Annotated in this window: 20 protein-coding genes; 19 read left to right on the top strand and 1 reads right to left on the bottom strand. The window is 48.8% G+C overall.

The window, feature by feature from the left end:
- Window positions 1-70: 70 nt before the first annotated feature.
- The 17 genes from WC659_06005 to WC659_05925 all read left to right on the top strand — a co-directional run bounded on the left by WC659_06005 (window position 71) and on the right by WC659_05925 (window position 17,514).
- Window positions 71-967 (top strand): class I SAM-dependent methyltransferase, encoded by an 897-nt coding sequence (locus WC659_06005; protein ID MFA4873453.1) that lies wholly within the window; start codon window positions 71-73, stop codon window positions 965-967.
- A gap of 155 nt (window positions 968-1,122) precedes the next feature.
- The gene (locus WC659_06000) at window positions 1,123-1,950 is read left to right on the top strand and encodes a transketolase (protein MFA4873452.1); all 828 of its coding nucleotides are present in this window, start codon (window positions 1,123-1,125) and stop codon (window positions 1,948-1,950) included.
- Between the two features lie 329 nt (window positions 1,951-2,279).
- Window positions 2,280-3,233 (top strand): transketolase C-terminal domain-containing protein, encoded by a 954-nt coding sequence (locus tag WC659_05995; GenBank protein ID MFA4873451.1) that lies wholly within the window; start codon window positions 2,280-2,282, stop codon window positions 3,231-3,233.
- A gap of 121 nt (window positions 3,234-3,354) precedes the next feature.
- Window positions 3,355-4,089: an SDR family oxidoreductase gene (locus tag WC659_05990; protein MFA4873450.1), complete on the top strand. Its 735-nt coding sequence runs from the start codon at window positions 3,355-3,357 to the stop codon at window positions 4,087-4,089.
- A 204-nt stretch (window positions 4,090-4,293) separates the two neighbouring features.
- On the top strand, window positions 4,294-5,001 hold the full coding sequence (locus WC659_05985) for a TylF/MycF/NovP-related O-methyltransferase (GenBank protein MFA4873449.1): 708 nt from the start codon (window positions 4,294-4,296) through the stop codon (window positions 4,999-5,001).
- A gap of 31 nt (window positions 5,002-5,032) precedes the next feature.
- Window positions 5,033-5,983 (top strand): glycosyltransferase family 2 protein, encoded by a 951-nt coding sequence (locus WC659_05980; protein ID MFA4873448.1) that lies wholly within the window; start codon window positions 5,033-5,035, stop codon window positions 5,981-5,983.
- Between the two features lie 276 nt (window positions 5,984-6,259).
- Complete coding sequence (locus WC659_05975) at window positions 6,260-6,721, top strand: hypothetical protein (GenBank protein MFA4873447.1); 462 nt, start codon at window positions 6,260-6,262, stop codon at window positions 6,719-6,721.
- 74 nt (window positions 6,722-6,795) lie between these two features.
- On the top strand, window positions 6,796-7,737 hold the full coding sequence (locus tag WC659_05970; GenBank protein MFA4873446.1) for a hypothetical protein: 942 nt from the start codon (window positions 6,796-6,798) through the stop codon (window positions 7,735-7,737).
- Window positions 7,738-8,056: 319 nt separating this feature from the next.
- Complete coding sequence (locus WC659_05965) at window positions 8,057-8,611, top strand: hypothetical protein (GenBank protein MFA4873445.1); 555 nt, start codon at window positions 8,057-8,059, stop codon at window positions 8,609-8,611.
- Window positions 8,612-8,734: 123 nt separating this feature from the next.
- A complete protein-coding gene (locus WC659_05960) occupies window positions 8,735-11,074 on the top strand; it encodes a YfhO family protein (GenBank protein ID MFA4873444.1) in 2,340 nt (779 codons plus the stop codon).
- Window positions 11,075-11,124: 50 nt separating this feature from the next.
- Entirely contained in the window at window positions 11,125-13,488 is a 2,364-nt protein-coding gene (locus WC659_05955; protein ID MFA4873443.1) for a DUF2723 domain-containing protein, read from the top strand.
- A 121-nt stretch (window positions 13,489-13,609) separates the two neighbouring features.
- Entirely contained in the window at window positions 13,610-14,389 is a 780-nt protein-coding gene (locus WC659_05950) for a prepilin peptidase (GenBank protein MFA4873442.1), read from the top strand.
- Window positions 14,386-14,967, top strand: a complete 582-nt coding sequence (locus WC659_05945; GenBank protein MFA4873441.1) for a hypothetical protein — start codon at window positions 14,386-14,388, stop codon at window positions 14,965-14,967. Before WC659_05950 ends, WC659_05945 begins: the two co-directional genes overlap by 4 nt.
- Before the next feature lie 300 nt (window positions 14,968-15,267).
- Window positions 15,268-15,780 carry a hypothetical protein gene (locus WC659_05940; GenBank protein ID MFA4873440.1) on the top strand — a complete coding sequence of 171 codons (513 nt, stop codon included), beginning with the start codon at window positions 15,268-15,270 and terminating at the stop codon, window positions 15,778-15,780.
- 4 nt (window positions 15,781-15,784) lie between these two features.
- On the top strand, window positions 15,785-16,471 hold the full coding sequence (locus WC659_05935) for a prepilin-type N-terminal cleavage/methylation domain-containing protein (GenBank protein MFA4873439.1): 687 nt from the start codon (window positions 15,785-15,787) through the stop codon (window positions 16,469-16,471).
- A 17-nt stretch (window positions 16,472-16,488) separates the two neighbouring features.
- Window positions 16,489-17,253 carry a hypothetical protein gene (locus WC659_05930; protein ID MFA4873438.1) on the top strand — a complete coding sequence of 255 codons (765 nt, stop codon included), beginning with the start codon at window positions 16,489-16,491 and terminating at the stop codon, window positions 17,251-17,253.
- Between the two features lie 93 nt (window positions 17,254-17,346).
- A complete protein-coding gene (locus WC659_05925) occupies window positions 17,347-17,514 on the top strand; it encodes a hypothetical protein (protein MFA4873437.1) in 168 nt (55 codons plus the stop codon).
- On the opposite strand, the gene WC659_05920 is transcribed toward WC659_05925, so the two are convergent.
- Window positions 17,507-17,989 carry a hypothetical protein gene (locus tag WC659_05920; GenBank protein ID MFA4873436.1) on the bottom strand — a complete coding sequence of 161 codons (483 nt, stop codon included), beginning with the start codon at window positions 17,987-17,989 and terminating at the stop codon, window positions 17,507-17,509. The two genes, WC659_05925 and WC659_05920, sit on opposite strands and share 8 nt — an antisense overlap.
- A gap of 5 nt (window positions 17,990-17,994) precedes the next feature.
- On the opposite strand from WC659_05920, the gene WC659_05915 reads away from it, so the two are divergent.
- Window positions 17,995-18,519, top strand: coding sequence for a hypothetical protein (locus tag WC659_05915; GenBank protein MFA4873435.1), 525 nt, complete (start codon window positions 17,995-17,997; stop codon window positions 18,517-18,519).
- Window positions 18,516-19,656: hypothetical protein (locus WC659_05910; GenBank protein ID MFA4873434.1), on the top strand; the 1,141-nt coding region annotated here is incomplete at its 3' end. The genes WC659_05915 and WC659_05910, both read left to right, overlap by 4 nt.

Genomic DNA, 19,656 nt, shown 5'->3' with positions numbered 1-19,656 from the left:
GTAATGTAAAGTGAAGTAAGCAGTTCCCGTACCCTATTCTCTCTTGATGTAATATCCTATAATGAACGATATGCGCGCCACTCTCTGCGCCATTTGCGCCACAAACGAATACGATACGCTTCTCTATGAAGCAAATTTTAGCCGTGAGCATTTAACCAGCGCGACGTTCTCCGCGCGCCGCCTCCCTGACCGCATCCGTTACCGCACGGTGCGCTGCACCCGATGCGGCTTGGTGCGCGCAGATCCTATCCTTGAGCCGCAGGAATTGGAGCGGCTTTACGAAGGGAGCACAATTACCTACGCTGCGGATAAACCCAGCCTCATCGCCACCTACCGCCGCTACCTCCGCCGCGCCATGCGTTATGGCAATCCAAAGGGATCACTTCTTGAAATCGGGTGCGGAGATGGATTCTTCCTTGCCGAAGCGCGCAGGATGGGATTAAATGAAGTGAAGGGTGTGGAGCCGGGACAAGAAGCGATCGCCGCTGCTGATCCTGAAATAAAGCCTCATATCGTCCAAGGGCTCTACCGGCGCGAGAACTTCAGAGCGTCCACGTTTGATTACGCGTGCCTTTTCCAAGTCATTGATCATATGGATGATCCCGCGCTCTGCCTGGACACCCTGCATGGGCATCTCAAACCGCGCGGTATCCTGCTCATCATCAGCCACAACTGGAGCGCGCTCACGAATCGCTTGCTTGGCGCGCGATCCCCCATCATCGACATCGAACATCCATATCTGTTTAGTGCCAAAACTATAGCGGCACTCGCCTCCCTGCATCATTTCCGTATCTTAGAAGTAGGCGCAGTATGGAACACTCATACACTGCGCCACTGGGCGGAACTTGCTCCCCTTCCCTTACCGTTGAAGCATCGCTCGCTTAAATTGCTCCTTTCGTTTAATATGAGCGAGATTAAACTTACCATCCCGGCGGGAAATTTTTATCTCATCGCGCAGCGTATCTAATATAAATAACCATTTAGATGTATAACCCGCAGGCGTGTTGCCGCGTTTCGCCGCGAGGACTGTTTGAGTCCCGCGGAGCGGGACGAGTTCCGCAGCCAGAAAGGCGGCAACCGCGGCGGGATAAAACCAGAATACTGAACGTATATCTTAATATTATGGAAGAACGAGATGTACAAAAATTGAAACAAATCGCCCGCGACATCAGGAAAGAGACCCTCCGCATGATTGCGGATGCAAAAAGCTGCCATGTGGGCTCCTGTTTTTCCTGTATCGACATTCTCGCCGCGCTCTATTTCCACTCCCTCCGCATTAACCCTCAAAACCCCCATTGGCCTGCGCGCGACCGCTTCATTATGAGTAAAGGGCATGGCGTGGCGGCGCTTTATGTCACGCTAGCGAAGCGCGGCTTTTGCTCGCCAGATGTCCTGCAACACTATATAAAAGACGGGAGCATGCTCGCCGGGCATGTTACCTGTACGGCAATGCCGGGCATAGAAGCGTCCACAGGATCACTGGGGCATGGCCTCTCAATCGGCGTCGGCATGGCGCTCGCGCTCCAAAAGGACCAGCCGCAAAGCAAAGTATATGTGCTCCTTTCAGACGGCGAATGCGACGAAGGCTCTACCTGGGAAGCGGCGCTCTCTGCGGGGCACTTTGGATTGGATAATCTCGTCGCCATCGTTGATTATAATAAAATCCAAAGTTACGGCGCGGTGGCAGAGGTGATGAGCCTGGAACCGCTCGCGGACAAATGGCGCGCCTTCCGTTTCGAGGTGAAGGAGCTGGATGGCCATGACATCCCTGCGCTCGTCGCCACGTTCGACCGCCTTCCCTTACGACAGGGAAAACCCACACTCATCCTCGCCCATACCATAAAGGGCAAAGGCGTGTCATTCATGGAAAACCAAATGGAGTGGCATTACCATACGCCTAATGAACAACAATTAACCGCGGCAGTCGATGAGTTAGATGCAGGAGAATAATTACACACATATTATGAAAGGCAGGAAACTTGTTACTGGAAATTTGTGAATGGTTAGGAACACTGGAAAATAGAAAGTTAAAACTACGATTTCTCATTTCCAATTTCTACTTTCCATTACTATACTCAATTGCTGTTCTAATTCCGTTTTACTAATTGTCATTCCCGCGCAGGCGGGAATCTAGATAACAAAAACAAACAGAAAATCGATCGTTTTTTATGTTTTTTCTGGATCCCCGATCTCGGTCGGGGATGACGTAATCGGAATTTGGTTAGCAACTTAGTATACTTTCAATTTTCTAATAACCAATATCACAATTTTTGTAAAATATGCGTAACGCATTCGTCAAGACTCTGACGGAACTTGTGCAGGAAGACCCGCGCATTATGGTCATCACGGGCGACCTTGGCTTCAATGTGTTTGATGAATTTAAGATCAGATTCCCTGACCGCTACCTGAATATTGGCGTCGCGGAGGCGAACATGATCGGCGTCGCCGCAGGACTCGCACTTACGGGTAAAATCGTATACGCCTATTCGATCATCCCCTTTGCCACGATGCGCTGCTATGAGCAGATCAGGAATGATCTCTGCTACCAAAATCTGAATGTGAACATTGTCGGCGTGGGGGGCGGCTACAGCTATAGCTATTTCGGCGCGACCCATCACGCGATTGAAGACATCAGCATCATGCGCGCGCTTCCCCGCATGACCGTCATCTGTCCCGGCGACCCTTGGGAAACAAGCGAAGCGGTGCGCGCGGCAGCCTCGCTCCCCGGCCCCACGTATCTGCGCCTTGGGAAACGGGGAGAGCCTGCCGTGCATAAACCAGGTACCACTTTTTCCGTGGGCAAGGGTATCATTATAGAAGAAGGCAAAGATGTGGCCATCATTGCCACGAGCACCATGCTGGAAGGAGGATTGGCTGCAGCGGGCATGCTGAAAGCCCAGGGAATATCCCCGATGCTCGTGAGCATCCATACGATTAAACCATTCGATGCGGATTTACTGCGTGATATCGCGCAGCGGGTGCCCGCAATTGTCACGCTGGAAGAGCATACCATTTATGGGGGCTTGGGAAGTGCGGTAGCAGAAGTGCTTGCGGAATCGCCGTATAATCCCCGCTTCAAACGGATCGGGGTGCGTGACTCTTTCCCTGAGACCATCGGCACCCAGGTATACCTTCGCGGCACGCACGGTCTGAATCCGGAGCAAATAAGAGATACGATAATTGAATTGGTAAATCCGAAATCTCCCGCCCAGGCGGGATCCCGCATACCTTAGATAATAATATTCAAGGTGCGGGACTAAACAAGCTCAAAATATAAAATTCAAAACATTTTAAGTTTCGATCATTTTGATTTTTGGATTTGTTTAGAGTTTAGAGTTTAGTATTTCGTATTTTATGAAAATTTTAGTTACGGGCGCTTCATCCGGCATCGGCCGAGCGCTGGTTAAGCAACTCGTCGCGGCAAATCACGATGTTCTCGGCATTGCCCGCCGCGAACCGGAGCTTGCCGCGCTGCGGGAAGAACTCAAATCTCCGCGGTTCATCACCCGCGTGTGCGACGTCGCCGACCCGCATGCGCTCACGCAGCTCGTGAATAGTTTAATTGAACAAAACTGGATTCCCGACATCGCCGTCCTCGGCGCAGCCATCTTTCCTGATGACATCCGCCCGGCGTTTGATTTGCCATTATTTAAAAAGATAATTGAAGTAAATTTGTTCGGAGTTTTTCACGTGATCAATGCGCTCCTTCCGCATTTTCTCACACGGCGCCGCGGCCAATTCATTACCCTCGGCTCGATGGCAGTCTACCGCGGAAGCACGCGCGGCGCAGGCTACCCGGCAAGCAAGGCAGCGCTTCTTGCCGCGATGAAAAGCCTCTCTCTTCGCTATCGCCAGGAAAATGTTCTTTTCTCTACTATCATCTTCGGCCCCATCCTCACCTCCATGTGGGAAGGGAAAAAATCTTTCCTTACCCCTTCAGCAGACCAAGCTGCCCAATATATAATAAAAACAATGGCACAACCGAACACGGTCTCCTACTTTCCCTTTCTCTCCACCTCCCTCTATCGCGCAAGCCTCCTGCTCCCTGATAAACTGTTTGCCTTATTAAGTCAAAAATTGTTAAAGTAGCGCTCATTGCCTAATGTATACTAAATTGTCAACCCAGTTCCGATTGTCATTCCAGACCTGATCTGGAATCCAGACACAAAAAACAAACAAAACATCGATTTTACTTTAATTTTCTGGATTCCCGCCGGAGTTTACCCCGTACCGTGATACGGGGCGGGAATGACGATGGAATCGGAATTTGAATAGCAATTGAGTATAATGTCTATGAAAAAAATACTGCGCATGCTCATGAATGCGAAAAATCCTGTCGCAAAAACAATCGCAAATCTCATCCGGATTCCGCCCAATCTCTATGAATTATTCCTGCTTTCCTACTATAAAAACCCTGAAGCGATTCAGACGATAAAAAAAATCCGCCGCCACCACACCCTGCTCCTCACAAACTTCGAGGCCTACCAGCTGTGGGCATGCGCGCGCGCTGCGCAGAAATTACAGGGGGATTTCGCGGAGGTGGGCGTTTTTGAAGGCGCATCAGCCCAGCTTATATGCGAAGCAAAAGCAGAAAAAAATCTCCATCTTTTTGACACCTTCGAGGGACTCCCGAAACAGAAGATCAGCGCCCAAGACGCATTAATAACTGAAGGGCAATATGCCTCCAGTTACGAGAAGGTGAAAAGCAAACTTTTTCCTTACTTTAACGTACGGATGTATAAAGGAATTTTTCCCGATGAGACTGCCCATTTTGTGAATAGTGCAACATTTGCATTTGTCCATCTTGATGTTGACATTTATAATACTACTTTTGATTGCCTATCCTTTTTTTACCCGAAAATGGTAAAAGGTGGCATAATTCTCTCACATGATTATAATGATATTATTGGCGTGAAGGCGGCATTTCAAGACTTTTACTCTGACAAAACGGAAACAGTCATTGAGTTAGCCACGAACCAGTGCTTAGTGATTAAATTATAACAAAGAGACATGCTATTAATACCTTCCTTATATGCTCACCAATAAAATGCTCTCGGCAGTAGTGGTATGTTATCGCGATGAAGGGAACGTCCCCGCCCTTTACGAGCGGCTCTCCAAATCGCTTGCAGGCATCACGCCGCATTGGGAAATCATTTATGTAAACGACGCAAGCCCTGACCGCTCTGAAGAATTACTCCGGGAGCTTGCAAACAAAGACCCGCATCTTACCGTGATTATCCAATCACGCAACTTTGGCGCGCAAGCGGCATTCACCGCCGGTATGGAGCAAGCGCTGGGCGACGCGGTGATCCTTATGGATGGCGACCTGCAGGATCCGCCGGAAATAATTCCGCAATTTGTTGAAAAATGGCTTCAAGGCTGGGAGGTGGTATACGGCGTACGCCGCCGCCGCGAACAAAGCATGGGAAGACTTAACGAGTGGCTCTATCACCAGTTCTATGTGCTCTTCAATAAGCTCTCGTACATGAAGGTGCCGATTGACGCGGGGGAATTCTCCCTCATTGACCGCAAGGCAGTGGAATGGATGAACGCTTTGCCAGAGCGCGACAGGCTGCTGCGGGGATTGCGCGCATGGGTAGGATTTAAACAAACTGGCGTAGAATATGTGCGGCCGGAACGCTACTGGGGAAAATCAACCAACAGCTTTTGGAAAAACCTGCGCTGGGCAAAACGCGCGATATTTTCATTCTCCTATCTTCCCTTGGAATGGATTTCTTTTATCGCGCTTCTTGTTACCGGCATTGCCGCGCTCGCAATACTCGTCTATGTGGTCCTCGCGCTCTTCTATCCTGCGCCCCACGGATTCCTCACCACGCTTATTGTCATACTCTTTCTGGGCGCGATCCAACTCCTCTCTTTAGGTGTCATCGCCGAATACCTCGCAAAAATCTTTGAGGAAGTCAAACAGCGCCCCCGCTCCATCACCCGCGAGGTCATCAACGACCATCGGAAAAAAAATTAAAGGCACTCCGCTCGCCATACTAAACAATGTCATCCTGAGCCGAGTCGAAGGATTACCGAAGCATCCCTCGTTCTCTCCCTAGTAAGGGAGAGATTTAAAAGAGGGTGTTCGCATCGCTCTCCAAACCTCCTCCTTTCTGGAGAGTTTTTTATTTTGCACCATTCTCTTTTATCCCCCATTGACTCCACACCCCTTCTCAACTAAGGTAATGGTGCTCTTTGACAATTCACATCCGATTATTCGGAGATCACATACATTAACGTAGGAGGAAAAATCTTGAAAGCGATTTTCGGTTTTTCGTTCGGGGGTTCCCAAGAGCATGGACCTGGCGCGTCCAATGTTGCTCTTGGAGAAATTATTGACAAGGTTTCGTGTCAATACCCAGAAGACTTCGTCGTAGTCCAGTCCCCCCTGGACAAGTGCGTAACCAAGTCGAATTTTATTATCACCTCTAAGAAATATATCAACACGGAAAAGGTGATACAACGCGCTATTCCATTCCTTAAGGAGTACGACGTGGATAGAATTCAACTAGTCGCGCATCCACTCCACCGTTTCCAATGCTCCCGCCTTTTGCGGCGCTATGGGTTCAGGGTGGAGGTAGTCCCCACCGGCTGGGTGCCGTTTGATCAGCATTCAGACGGTTGGTGGACAAGAGGTCCGTTAAGGTTAATCGCCTATGCGATCTTAACCATATTCGGCCTCCACGGCCTCGGTTACCGCAAACCAGCACGGTAGCTAAAAAAATCATTCCGACCTTTGAAATTTGAGGAGTCGGTTATCCAAACACAGCTTTTTAAGGAGAAACAAAAATGAAAAAACTTCTTGTTGCACCACCCGGTCAGTCACTAAAACCTAAGTTGATCGACCACACAACCGCTAACTCCCAATTGAAACGCTTCATCAAGCCGATGGGTATGATTGAGGTTTCCTTCGCGACAGCAAAAAAGATATTTAGTGTATACCCACCGAACGCACGTCACTTCACTGGGTCTCAGTTTAGTTCTATCCGTGAATTCATGCTGAGCGATATGGAATGGCGAACTGCAACTCGCAATCTGCTCAACCTCTCATCCGGCGACAATGCGTTTAATGCCAAAGATGACGACCTCAATAAAATAACGACGCCGTTTTGGAACGATGTTGTTGTAGCCTCGTTCCAGAGTCAATGCAAGGTACAAGGCAATTTGTTTACTTTCGATACTTTACCAATGCATAGTTTGGCAGTGGATCTCTGGAGAAAGGATAATATGGCAGCTTTCGGTATGCTAACTTTCTCCATTTACGTAATCGTACTCACATTGGACGCTGAGGTGGTTATTGGTAAACGGTGGAGTAGTGGCGCACGACCGGGAATGCTCATGACAGCGTCAGCGGGTAGCCTACGATGGGACGAACGTAGCCCATATTCCGAACTCTATCGTGAGCTCGGAATCGGTCCTTATGATTTCGTAAATCCCCCTAAACTATTCGCTATCACCGAGTATACCAGAGAGAATCTATTAAATATCTGGTATTTGGCTGAACCAAACCTTACTTCTGGACAAGTGGTAGCACGGTGGTCAATAGCGCAGGATCGATACGAACATGAAGGTCTAGTATTCTATCCTCTCCTCGAAATAAACGAATTCCTTAAACAACATGACCAACGTAATATGGGCAACCTAGTCAACGTCGGTGCTGGTGGTTTGTGGTGCCTGCTCGAGCACCTTGGATTAGAAAGAGACCCTACTGCGAATCCATTCGAAAATTGAAATTAAATACTGTAATAACTCATCAGTAAAGGCAGGGACTAAGGAGCCCTGCCTGATTTTTTTATACGATGCATGTGATGTACGATACAAAATATACGATAATAATTACTCTATGCCGCACCTCATTTCGTCTCATAACGCCTCACACTCTAAATAGCTTACCTATAATCATCGATCGATGATTTTACGTCATATTCTATCCTTCCCTCCAAACACAATGATTACTTGCGTTGAGAATCTTGACGTAAAATCGTCGACCGATTATTTATAGTATTATTCAATAAATGCTGGTATACTATTATTGCATAAAATTTATCTTATGGATAAGAAAAAAGTAAAAGATGTCATTAGTAATATTATTCTCCCCATCCTTGGCGCAGGCGCGCTTCTCACGGTTGCTCTCGTCGCCCCCAACATAGTGCAGATACTTGATATCAACGGCAATGCACACCGTTTCCGCCATGACCGCGTGAAACGCTCACTGAAACTTCTTGAGAAAAAGAATTGCATACGCCGCGCAAGCAAACGATCCGAATGGAACTACACCCTTACCGACACGGGAAAGAAGCTTCTCCAAAAGAAACATATCGCTCAACTCACCATACAAAAACCTCCGCGATGGGATGGAAAATGGCGGGTGGTGATTTTTGATATACCAGAAAACTTCAATAAAGCGAGAAATGCCCTGCGTTGGAAACTGAAACAGCTCGGTTTCCATTATCTCAACTTGAGTGTATGGATATACCCCTACGAATGCCGTGACGAAATAAATGCGATCGTGGACTACTATGACGTCGGGCGCTATGTGCGCTTCCTCAGAATTGAGTACTTCGATGGAATGGAAGAACTGACACGCCATTTCCACCTTACTTAGCGGTCTACGCTATTTCATTATATTCTACAAGACGTAAAATCCTCGATCGATGATTTAACGTCTAATCACTAAATTCTCCACTGACCACATCATTCATTTCTTAAAATTTAATCCGGTATACTCATGTCGCCTTCTTTCACACTATATAAAGAAAAAATTGCCCATCTATCGCCATTCCTGTTCCTCTTCCTCGCAGTAGTAATTTATTATTGGCCGCAGGTGACGCTGCAAGCGGTCCCCTTTTCCGGCGACCCCGCAGGGTCTGATCTTCTCCAGGTGCATCTTCCCTATCTTGCATACTCTGCCGAGAGACTCAAGGAATTTTCTGCTCCCCTTTGGACCTCGCGGATTGGGAGCGGTTATCCATTGTTCGCAAATGGCGCAAGCTCCTTTTTTTATCCTCTAACCCAAGCGCTCTTCCTCATCTTGCCTCCTATAAAAGCATTTGCTGCACTTTTCCCCCTTCATGCGCTCATCGCGGCTTTGGCGATGTACTGGTATTGCCGCACGATCGGCATCAAGGAATGGGGAGCGACTCTCGCGGGTATTACCTTTGCCTTTAGCGGCTATTTCGTGGGGCATCTAAAACATGTCGTCTATTTCATGTCAGCCTCGCTCACTCCTCTTGCGTTTGTTTGTGTCTCCCGCTATCGTGCAACGCGTTCACCAAGGCAAGCGCTGGCGCTAGGTGCCGTGCTTGCGCTTATGCTCTTTGCCGGGTCTTCACAGGTGGTCTACCAAACTATCCTCTTCCTTGCATTCACCAGTATTCTCTACATAATCGGCGCATATTTCCAGAAACTCATTGCCTCTCACTCATGGAAAGAACGCCTCGTCCAAGGCTTGCATCTTATAGGCAATTGGGTGAGATTTGCGGCGGTTGCCGCGATCGCCCTTGCCGCGCTCTCCGCAGTGCAAATCTTGCCCACGTGGGAACTGGTGCACTATTCTACGCGCGAACTCGTTTCTTCATTTTCATTTGCGACCAACTTTCCGTTCCACCCAAAGAGCCTCCTTACCTTTCTCGAGCCCTTTGCTTTTGGCAATCCTGCCTACCTCTCCTATACCGACTCGTGGAATGAGCTTATTAATAAAGTAGGTCTCTTCTGGGAAAATATCGGGTATGTCGGGCTCATTCCCTTATTTTTAGCCGCAGCTTCTCTTCCTTTTATCATCTGGAAACGGGCTTGGCGCCAGCTAATCTGGCTCGGTGCGCTGCTTTTTGCCATTTTCCTTGCGATGGGAAAATACTATCCGGTGTATGCATGGTGTTTCAAATGGATACCGGGGTTTTCCTCGTTTCGCATCCCCGGAAGATACCTGCTTTGGGTGGATTTTTCAATCGCAGTCCTGGCGGGATTTGCATTCCAGCAATTGCTCGATGCGCTTCTGCACATCAAAAAAATCATATTCTCAAAAAGGATTGTCTCATTCATAGGCATTGCATTGCTTTGCGCCGCATTTTTCGACCTTATGGTATTCGGCTACCATTACAACGCCATGGATAGGTTGGAAATCAAAGTGTGGGAAAAAACACCTCAGTCCGCTGAATTCCTTTCTCAACAAAACGGGTTTCGCTTTACCACTTTTTTCACAGGACAATATTATCAGCAGTTAATCAACATACAGGGAGGCTGGCAAAATGATCTTCTCTGGCTGCAAAATGTACGCGAACTGCTCCCGCCGGACCACAGCCTATTCTATCGCGTTGAATCGCTTCCCGACTATTCACCGCTCCCTCTTGACCGCAGCAATAAATTTTTCGATATTGCCCATAACAATGTATTCGACACCATTACCATTAAACAAACTCCTGCAATATCGAAATATGCATACCATATGAGAGACCATAATCTCTCGCTCTTGGGGCTCGCGAATGTAAAGTACATTCTTTCTCCTGTACTGCTTGACTCCCCGTTAATCAATGAAACAGCGCACATTATACTCAATGAGGCTAGTGAATCTATTTATATTTACGAACTCACCCGTGTGCAGCAAAGAGCATATCTTACCGCTCGCGCAATCGCGGTTTCATCAAAAGATGAAGCCACTTCCGCACTTTCGCAAAATGACTTTGACGCAAACATTGCATTAGCAGAATATTCCTCACTGCCGTCGCTTAATGCTAGTAATTACCAAGCCGCCATCACACACACCCAAGAAGGCTTATACAAAATCCTCACTGAAACAGACGGCAATGCGCTCCTCGTACTCAATGAATCATGGTACCCGGGCTGGCGCGCGACCATTGATGGCGCAGAAACTGCAATTTTCCCAGTCAACCTTGCATTCCAAGGAATTATCGTGCCGGAAGGAGAGCACCGTATAGAATTTCAATACCGTTCCCAATACTTTTTCTGGGGAGCGATTGTTTCTGGAATTGCCTGGTTCACATTATTAATCTTCACCATACAATATTGGTATCGACGGCATCATTGCCCCCATATCCATAAATCCCAATGACCAAGTCCTTTCACACAATTTTCAATTATCAATTCTCAATTTTCAAACATTTGAAAATTGATAAATTGAAGCATTATTTGGAAATTGGAAATTGGAAATTGGAAATTACTAACGAACAACACGCATGGAGCCGTTATAAAATCCGACCTGCTTTCATTATTGCATTGATAGTATTTGTCATTAGCTTCACCGTCTACCTCTTCACCCTTTCCCCCACGGTAGGCCTCGAAGATTCGGGAGAGTTTATTGCGGCAGTCGCGAGCCTTGGCATCACCCACCCCTCCGGGTATCCTCTCTATGTCGTGCTGGGAAAACTCTTTACCCTCCTCACTCCCTTCGGCGACATCGCATGGCGCGTAAATCTTTTTTCCGCATTTTGCGGAAGCGTTACTATTTCTTTACTCTCGCTTCTCCTTATCAATATCCTCTCTTCCCTCTTTTTGCGGCAACCAAATAAGGGAGGGCTGATCGATGGAAAAAATCCTCCGCAACCCGCGCAAGCATGGTCTTCGCCGAAGCGGAGTTGCGCGGGTGAGGCGGAGCGTCCCGCCGCGCAGGAGGCGGGAACGCGTATTTTTTCCACGAGCAACCCGACCGCATTTATCTCCCTCATTGCCGCTTCTCTCTCTCTCTTCTTTGCCTTCTCCCCCGTCTTCTGGTCGCAAGCGGTCATTGCCGAGGTCTACACCCTCAACGCGGCGCTTCTCGCGGCCACCCTGCTTCTCCTCTGGCGCTACGCGCAAGCCCCCTCACGCGCCACGCTGCTGTTATTTTCCTTTATATACGGCCTCTCCATCACCAACCATCAAATGATGGGCCTCCTCGCGCCCATATACCTTATATTCATCTTAGCCATAGATTGGAAACGTTCCCGCTTGTGGACACTACCAGAGTTAGGAAAAGCTCAAGCGAGGATTGCTCTTGTGCAACCCTCCGCAACCAGCCCCAGCATGGTGTCCCGATATATCGGGACTGGGGCTGGTGAGGCGGAGCGCATCCCGACGCTGGTCGGGATGACGCGTGTTGCACAACGAGCAATCCGAGCGATATGCCGAGTTCCGCAGCCTGAAATGCGGCAACCGCGGCGGAATAGAACCATATTTCTAAAGATTCATCTCTATAACATCCACCCCTACGCGCTCGCCCTCCTTTTATTCTTCATTGGCCTTTCGTTTTATCTCTTTATATTATTCCGCGCGTGGTATGATCCTTTGGTAAACTGGAACCACCCTGATACGCTCGCTGATTTCTGGCGCCATATTTCCCGCAAGTCATACAATGATTTCGCTACTCATGTAATAGAGGATGCGTGGAAATTCAAAAAAATAATTTATATTTACTATTTCTTCGCTGATCTTTTTAAACAGCTCAATCCTATTGGCGCCCTCCTCTCGCTCTGCGGTTTTATCATGTTGTGGTTTCGCAGGCGCTCCTACTTTTTTCTTACGTTTGGAGTATTCCTCTCCAACAGCGTCCTCATAATCATACTGCGGCGTTTAGGGTACATCGTCGAAAGCGAGGGTATTTATAGCGTCTACTACATCCCCTCTTACCTCATGGCATTTTTATGGGCAGGCATTGGTATTATGGCTCTTATAGAGCGTATGCGGGATTATTTCTTCAGACGCGGCCTCACGCTCAAACCGTTATTGGCAGCGCTTGCCATGCTTCTCCTCTTATCCCTTCCTTACGCCCAATGGATAAGTTTCGTGCATGCCACTGACCGCAGCGACATCTGGCTTACCCTTGACTGGGGAACCGAACTTCTTCAAAGCCTTGAACCCAATGCCGTCCTTCTCCTCTTTACGGAACAACCCGCGGCAGACAGCCAGGTATTCACCCTTGCGTATCTCTCACTGATAAAAAAAATAAGGCCAGATGTGGCTATTGTGGATTATGGATATCTCTCCTCGCGGCTCTTCCATCCGGTGGGCACGGAAAACACGCAAATAATGAAACTCCCATTTCCTATCGCCCGCGCAAGGCTTTTGAACCGCATTTGGAAAATTACGCGAGGATTGCAACGTCCCGTGTATACCCTCTATCCGGTGGGTACCTCCCTCAACGGCGACCTGATAAGCCGCTCAAACGGCATCGCCTATCGTATCTATCCCAACCTTGAAACCGCGCAACGCGCTCATCTCGCCCTCATTACTCCAAGCATACGAAACATTGGAGATGACCGTTTCCAGAGCCATCTCTACTATGACGATTTTATCTCTGATATTCTCTATGCCCGCGCGAGCGCACTTCTTGAAAAAGGCCACCAGGATGCATCAGAACAAATCTTCCTCGATGCTTACAGCCTCGATGCAACGCCGCTCGCGGCAAACGCGAGAGATTATTTAAGCCATCAGGAACGGTGGCTCAATAATGAAAATCCAAATGTCAAAATCCCAATGTCAAATAAATAACCAAATGTCAAAATCCAAATTTGGATTTGGATCTTTGGATTTTATTTGTCATTTGAAATTTGGATTTGGGATTTTTCAGAGGTCGCTATATCGTAGTGTGTTTTAAATAGCAACTTATATTATGCCATTACTCGTTATACTTTTAACCTTCCTCCTCGGTCTCATCATCGGCAGTTTCCTCAATGTCGTCATCTGTCGCCTTCCTAAGGGAGAGCAGGTCAATGGGAGATCGCGCTGTCCTCATTGTGCCTCAATACTCCCATGGTTCGACCTTATACCCCTTCTCTCCTTCGTGGCACTTCGAGGAAAATGCCGCCATTGCCGCACATCTATTTCCTGGCAATACCCCGCAGTTGAATTTGCTGCAGGAGCCCTCTTTGCTTTGAGCGCAACCATCCGCCAACAGGAATTAGGAATAACACCCATCCTTTGGTTTACGCTCTTGCGTGACTTGGTGGTGATCAGCGCGCTTCTTGTTACTTTTGTGACTGATCTACGCTTCCAGCTGATCTATGATGCCGTAATACTCATCGCGGCGTGTATCGTCTTCCCCTTAAATGTCATTATAGGCGTGCCGTTGTTGCCCCTCGCAATCGCTGGTATAATAGGGGTAAGTTTCTTCGGTCTACAGTATATAGTGTCTCGCGGGCGCTGGATCGGCGCGGGTGATATCTATCTTGGCGGTTTTATCGGTATTGCGGTTTCATTTCCCCAAATCCTTCTTGCCCTCGCATGTGCGTATCTGGCCGGCGCAGCAGTCGCATTGCCACTTCTCCTTTCGAAACATAAAACATGGCAGTCGCGTATCGCTTTTGGCACATTCCTCTCCATCGCGGGGATCGTCACACTCTTCTGGGGTAATCAAATACTGAATTGGTATCTCAACCTTATCCTTACATGAAAACTCCAAACACCCAAAAATGGTCATTGGTCTTGGGTCGCAGGTCATTTAAGATGGGTTTCACCATCATGGAAATGATCGTGGCGATCGGCATTTTTACCATGATGACGCTCCTCTATACGACAAACTTCAAGGGATTCCAATTTGGCTTGGCGGTCGAGTCAAATGCTGACCAACTCGTCTCATCGATCCGACAAGCACAGCTCTGGGCGCTCACCGGAGAGCTCATCGGCGGGACACGGCCTGACGGCGGCTACGGAGTCACTCTCACCTCGCCGTGCACCAGCGGCATCTGTACCTACACGCTCTTCGGCGATACCTGCTCCCCCACGCTCCACCAATACGACACCGGATGCGATGCGGTCATCCGCACGGAAAAGCTAAATTCTCAAGTGAGCGTTACGGGAGTCACCCCCTCAAGCCCCCTCACTATCATCTTCACGTTTCCAACGGCTGAATCCTATGTAAATAGCACGAAAGGACAGTCAGGCACCATCACCCTTACGCACCGCGCCCAAACGGAAAAGGTAAAAACCATTTCGTTCGATGGGGTATCGGGACAGATCACGGTGCAATAATTCCAAATTTCAAAGTTCAAATGTCAAATAAATGACCAATGTCCAAGCCCCCTGCCTGCGCAGGCAGGCAATGACCAATCAAATGTAAAATTTTCAATGCTCAATTTTCAATTTCTCCCGCTCAGGCGGGATCCCGCCTACCTCAGATATAAGAATCAAGGAGCGGGACAATCAATGTTCCAATGATTCAATTTTCAAACATTGCATCATTGATTCATTGAGAATTAATTGAAAATTGGTATTTGAAAATTGAAAATTATCAGGATTTGGGATTTATAAACGTACTTAGTGGTGTGACTTATGAATCGTATAAAACAGACATCCCGCATCAACTTAGGCTTCACCCTCGTGGAGACCGTGGTGAGCATTGGCATTCTTCTCATGGGGATTGCGGCGAGCCTAACCCTTATCACCTCCACTATTGCCTTCTCAAAACAAACGGAGAGCCTTGTGGTCGTGGTAAACCTCGCGCGCGAGGGAATAGAAGTGGTGCGCTCAATCCGGGATGTCGCGGGCTTTTCCATCCTGCCTGCGGGAAACACTTCATGGATCGTTGACCGGGAGACCACCTCGCTCACCGTACCTGCCACGTTTAACGGAGGAACCGATATCCATACGTGCACCAACTGCGTCCTCTATCTCAACAGCAATCAATACCGCGCCACCTCTGGCGTCGCGACCGCGTACTGGAGACTAATAAAAATCAATACGCTCTCTGCCACGGAAAAGGAGATTGTTTCCACCATGCGCTGGACTGAACATGGAAGGGTGCATACGTATGCGTTAACGACGATTTTGACGGATTGGAAATAATACCATGAAAACCCCAAATCCAAATTTCAAATTTCAAATGAAGCCAAAAATCCAAAGTCAAAATTGGATATTGGGTATTAGGCATTGGGATTTTATTGGAAATTGGAAATTGGAAATTGGAAATTTGTATAGGTATCAGAAACCTAAATCTTATGCTCATTTACGCGGGTTTACTTTGACTGAAATGCTGGTCTCCGTCTCCATATTCTTGATCTTCACCACGATATCGCTCGGCATTTACACCTCCACGGTGCGCGCGGAAAAAAAAGTGCTCTCACTCGCGCGCGTGCAGCAAGAAGCGCAGTTTGTCATGGAATTCCTCGCCAAAATGATCCGCACTTCGGAAATCGATTACGCCGCATACCCTGGAGGTACTATCCCTTCTCCCACCACCCAGTTCATCCTGCGCAATGCAAGCGGCGACCAATATGTGTTCAATTATGTGCCGGCGACTAAAGCTGTTACAGTTTCGGTAAACGCACAGCCCGCACGGCAAATTTCATCCACGCTCATTTCAATAACGGACTTAAACTATTACATCACCCCCGCGACCACGCCCTACCCCGGGGGAGGACAGCCTCCCGTAGGCCAGCCGCGCGCTACCATCGTGATGCGGTTCTCAAGCACGGCGCTCTACCAACCGGCTCAAATGCTCGTGCAGCAAACCGTGCCGCAACGTTCTGTTGATTAAATATGCTCTGCAGAAATATGCCTTTAAATAAAACTTGTCACTTCCCTTCAGCAAACCATCTACGTTCCGCACATCAAGGCATCTCCCTGCTGCTTGCGTTATCCGTGCTCGGGGGGCTCATATTCGTCACCAGCGCCGCGACCGACATGATCCTGACCGTGAGCCGCTCCTCGCGTTCGATCGGCGACTCTGAAATCGCTTACTTTGCCGCAGAGACCGCGGTAGAAAGAGCGCTCTGGCAATATGAGAAAAACAGCGCCTCGCTTGGCGCGCTCACTGCCACCGCCACCCCGCTTCCCGGGAACCCCATTGCCTCGTACACCACAAGCGCCACCACCGAAAACCACGCCCCCAAAGGCAATACCAGCCTCTCGGTGAGCAGTGTGAATGATCCAATTACCACGTCCAATCCGCTTCAGGTGACCCTGCTTCCGGGGAAGGTTTTCTATCTTGACCTTGCCACGAATGGCGCGGCGTATCCTACTAATGTCCAGGTGACTCTGCCCACCGGAAAGCCCGCAGAGGTTATCGTAACCTCATCAAATGTCCAGACGCAGACGGATTATATGGGCACTGGAATCCACACGGTCACCGTCGATAGTCCAAGTTATACCAATAACACGAAATTAAAAATAGAAAACACCGATACCACTGCTTCTACTTATACAATAACGCCTACGGGGAGCGAACTCCCCATAGGCGTGTTGATTACCGGCATTGGCCGCTACCGGGGCGTAGAGCGAAGGTTAGAAGTCGTGAAGCCAAATTGGGTTATCTACTGATAAATTAAGCCTTCGGCATTAATCGCGGACTGACGCGGAACGTCACGCTTGCCTGAATCGCGGAAGAACGCGGAAGTCAAATCCAATACAACTTTGTCACATTGTCAGCGTGAATTCGCGCTTGCCCCGCACTTTCTGCGCACCGAAGGCGCATTGGACGCTCTCGCGAAGGCGAAGCCACTCCGTTTCGGGCAACGCGTTCATCACGCTGTCGTGAATGGAAAGTGCGGGGTGAATCTGCGTATGTCAGCGTTTACTTAATAATTGTGATCTCAATGCTCTTTGCCATAATGTCAGAAGCCCCGCGCACATCTTCCCTTGCGCGCACATTCACCTGCTGGCCAATCTTAAGATCGCTCAATGCCCCTTGCACTGAACTATAGAGGCTGCTCGCGTCCTTTACTCCCGCGGGTATCGTCGCAGGCACTGTTGTTATAGCTACCAAGGTATCTGCAGGAACGATAATGGTGAGCGCGGTATCGCGTGCAAGCTGCGGATTATTCGTCTTTCCCGCCTGCAGAGTGAGGCGATCGGCGCTCAAAGAAGTAATCACGCCTATCACCGAAGTGATGCGCAGGGGCGCTTCAGGCGGCGGCAGAGATGTGGAATTTTGGGGAAGCGGCTGGTCAGGCTTAGAGGCGTTCATGACGATAAAGAGCCACGCAAGAAGCCCGATGAGTGCCACGAGGCTCACGGAAATCCATACGGGGATAGAGAGGGGTTTCGATTTTTTCATAAAGCATGGAACATAAGGAATCAATAGTATTAGTATACCATAATATTTACTGTGTGGAGAGGACGCAAAAACCTAAGAAAAAAAGCTATATTGCCATAATCGGTTCCATTCTCACCCTGATACTCCTTGGCAGCGCGCTTTTAATCTCTCGTATTCATGAACAAGATTATCTGGCGCTCCCTACCCCCCTTTCCCTGGAACAGCCGCCAAAACAAGGGGTCCTTGCTTCCGAATTAAGGGGGCGGCGTGGTATAATAATTGGCGTGAGTGTTGGAAAACTCACGATGAAACCCACGGATGGCTACGCACAGGAAGGCGAGCTTCTTAGCATATTTCTAAAGCCGCTTACCTCTTACGTGCTTATTACTATCCCTAAAATGCCCAATCCTGAAAGTGCAACCGTTGTCCGTGCGCCCGCCTTGTTCGATGACCTCCAAAGAGGAGACGACGTATTCGTAATAAGTTTTAGCAATATCGCAGCGTCAACAACCTTTTCCGCCCTCCGCGTTGAAAAAATCATAATGCCATGAATGCCTTATTCATCGTATCCGCTTCGAAGCGACTAAATTTTCTACAAATACTTGCCCTTTGTACGGTGGTATTTTTTGGAGTACTTCTGCCATTCTTTGATACTCTTGCGATTACTACTTATGGCGCAAAAAACCAAGCCTACCCTTTTGGAGCATATGATGCATTTGATCCGGAAGGTGAATCTATCTACTTAAACTTCAATTGGGGTGACGGTTCGCCCGAAACGCGCTCCCCTGCCTCTGGTATGGCACCCTCTGGTAGTTTATTTACCGAATCACATACATGGAGTACCACTGGTGTGTTTACGGTATACGCAGTTTCATGTGATTCCACGCAATGTTCGCTCCAGTCTATTCCGGAAATAATGGATATTCAATTGCCGACGCAGCCAGGAACCCCTGCCCTTGCCTCCGGTACCAATCCCTCGACAACGGGAACCTTTTCAATCAGCTGGACACCTTCCGATCCCCATACATTGACAATGGTACCTGTCTCCATCAGCCAGTATGATGTGTATCGTGGGCTGAACGGAAACCCGCCTCAGCTTGTAGGCTCCGTCACGTCCCCGAGTTATAGCGAAACAAATCTTCCCGATGGCACCTATGACTACTACACCGTTGCCCGCGACGATACCGTGCCCACTAATTTTTCAAATCCGTCAGGCACGTATCAAGTTATCGTAAGCCATCCGGGCGGCGGCACGCCGCCCACCGCGGAATTTGACTGGTGCACACTCAAATCCGACACTGTCCAGTACCAAGACCTTTCCACTGACGACGGTTCAGTAACGGGATGGGAATGGGATTTCGGCGATGGCTATCCTTACTCGAGTCTAACCCACCCAATCCATAATTACAGCACGGGCGCTACTTCGTTCAAAGACACGATTTACCGGTTTGCAAAGATTTGGTCGGCGCACGCATTTTCTACGATTCTTTCCTGGTGGCAGGATATCCCGGCGCTAATAGTCAAACATTTAAATACCCTGCCGTCAGCCAAAGCCCAGACCGGCATTAGCGTGGTGCAAACGGTCACAGGGACCGTTACGACAGGAAACATCGCGCTTCCTTCTTGGACGCCCCAGACTAATGAGCTGGTCTTGGTAGCCGTGGCTGTCAGAAATGAGACCTTGCCAA

It is taken from the genome of Patescibacteria group bacterium (assembly GCA_041645165.1).
In the GTDB taxonomy this organism is placed as follows: domain Bacteria; phylum Patescibacteriota; class Patescibacteriia; order 2-02-FULL-49-11; family 2-02-FULL-49-11; genus 2-02-FULL-49-11.
The sequence above is the reverse complement of the archived record's forward strand: the minus strand, read 5'-3'. Positions and strand labels throughout refer to the sequence as shown.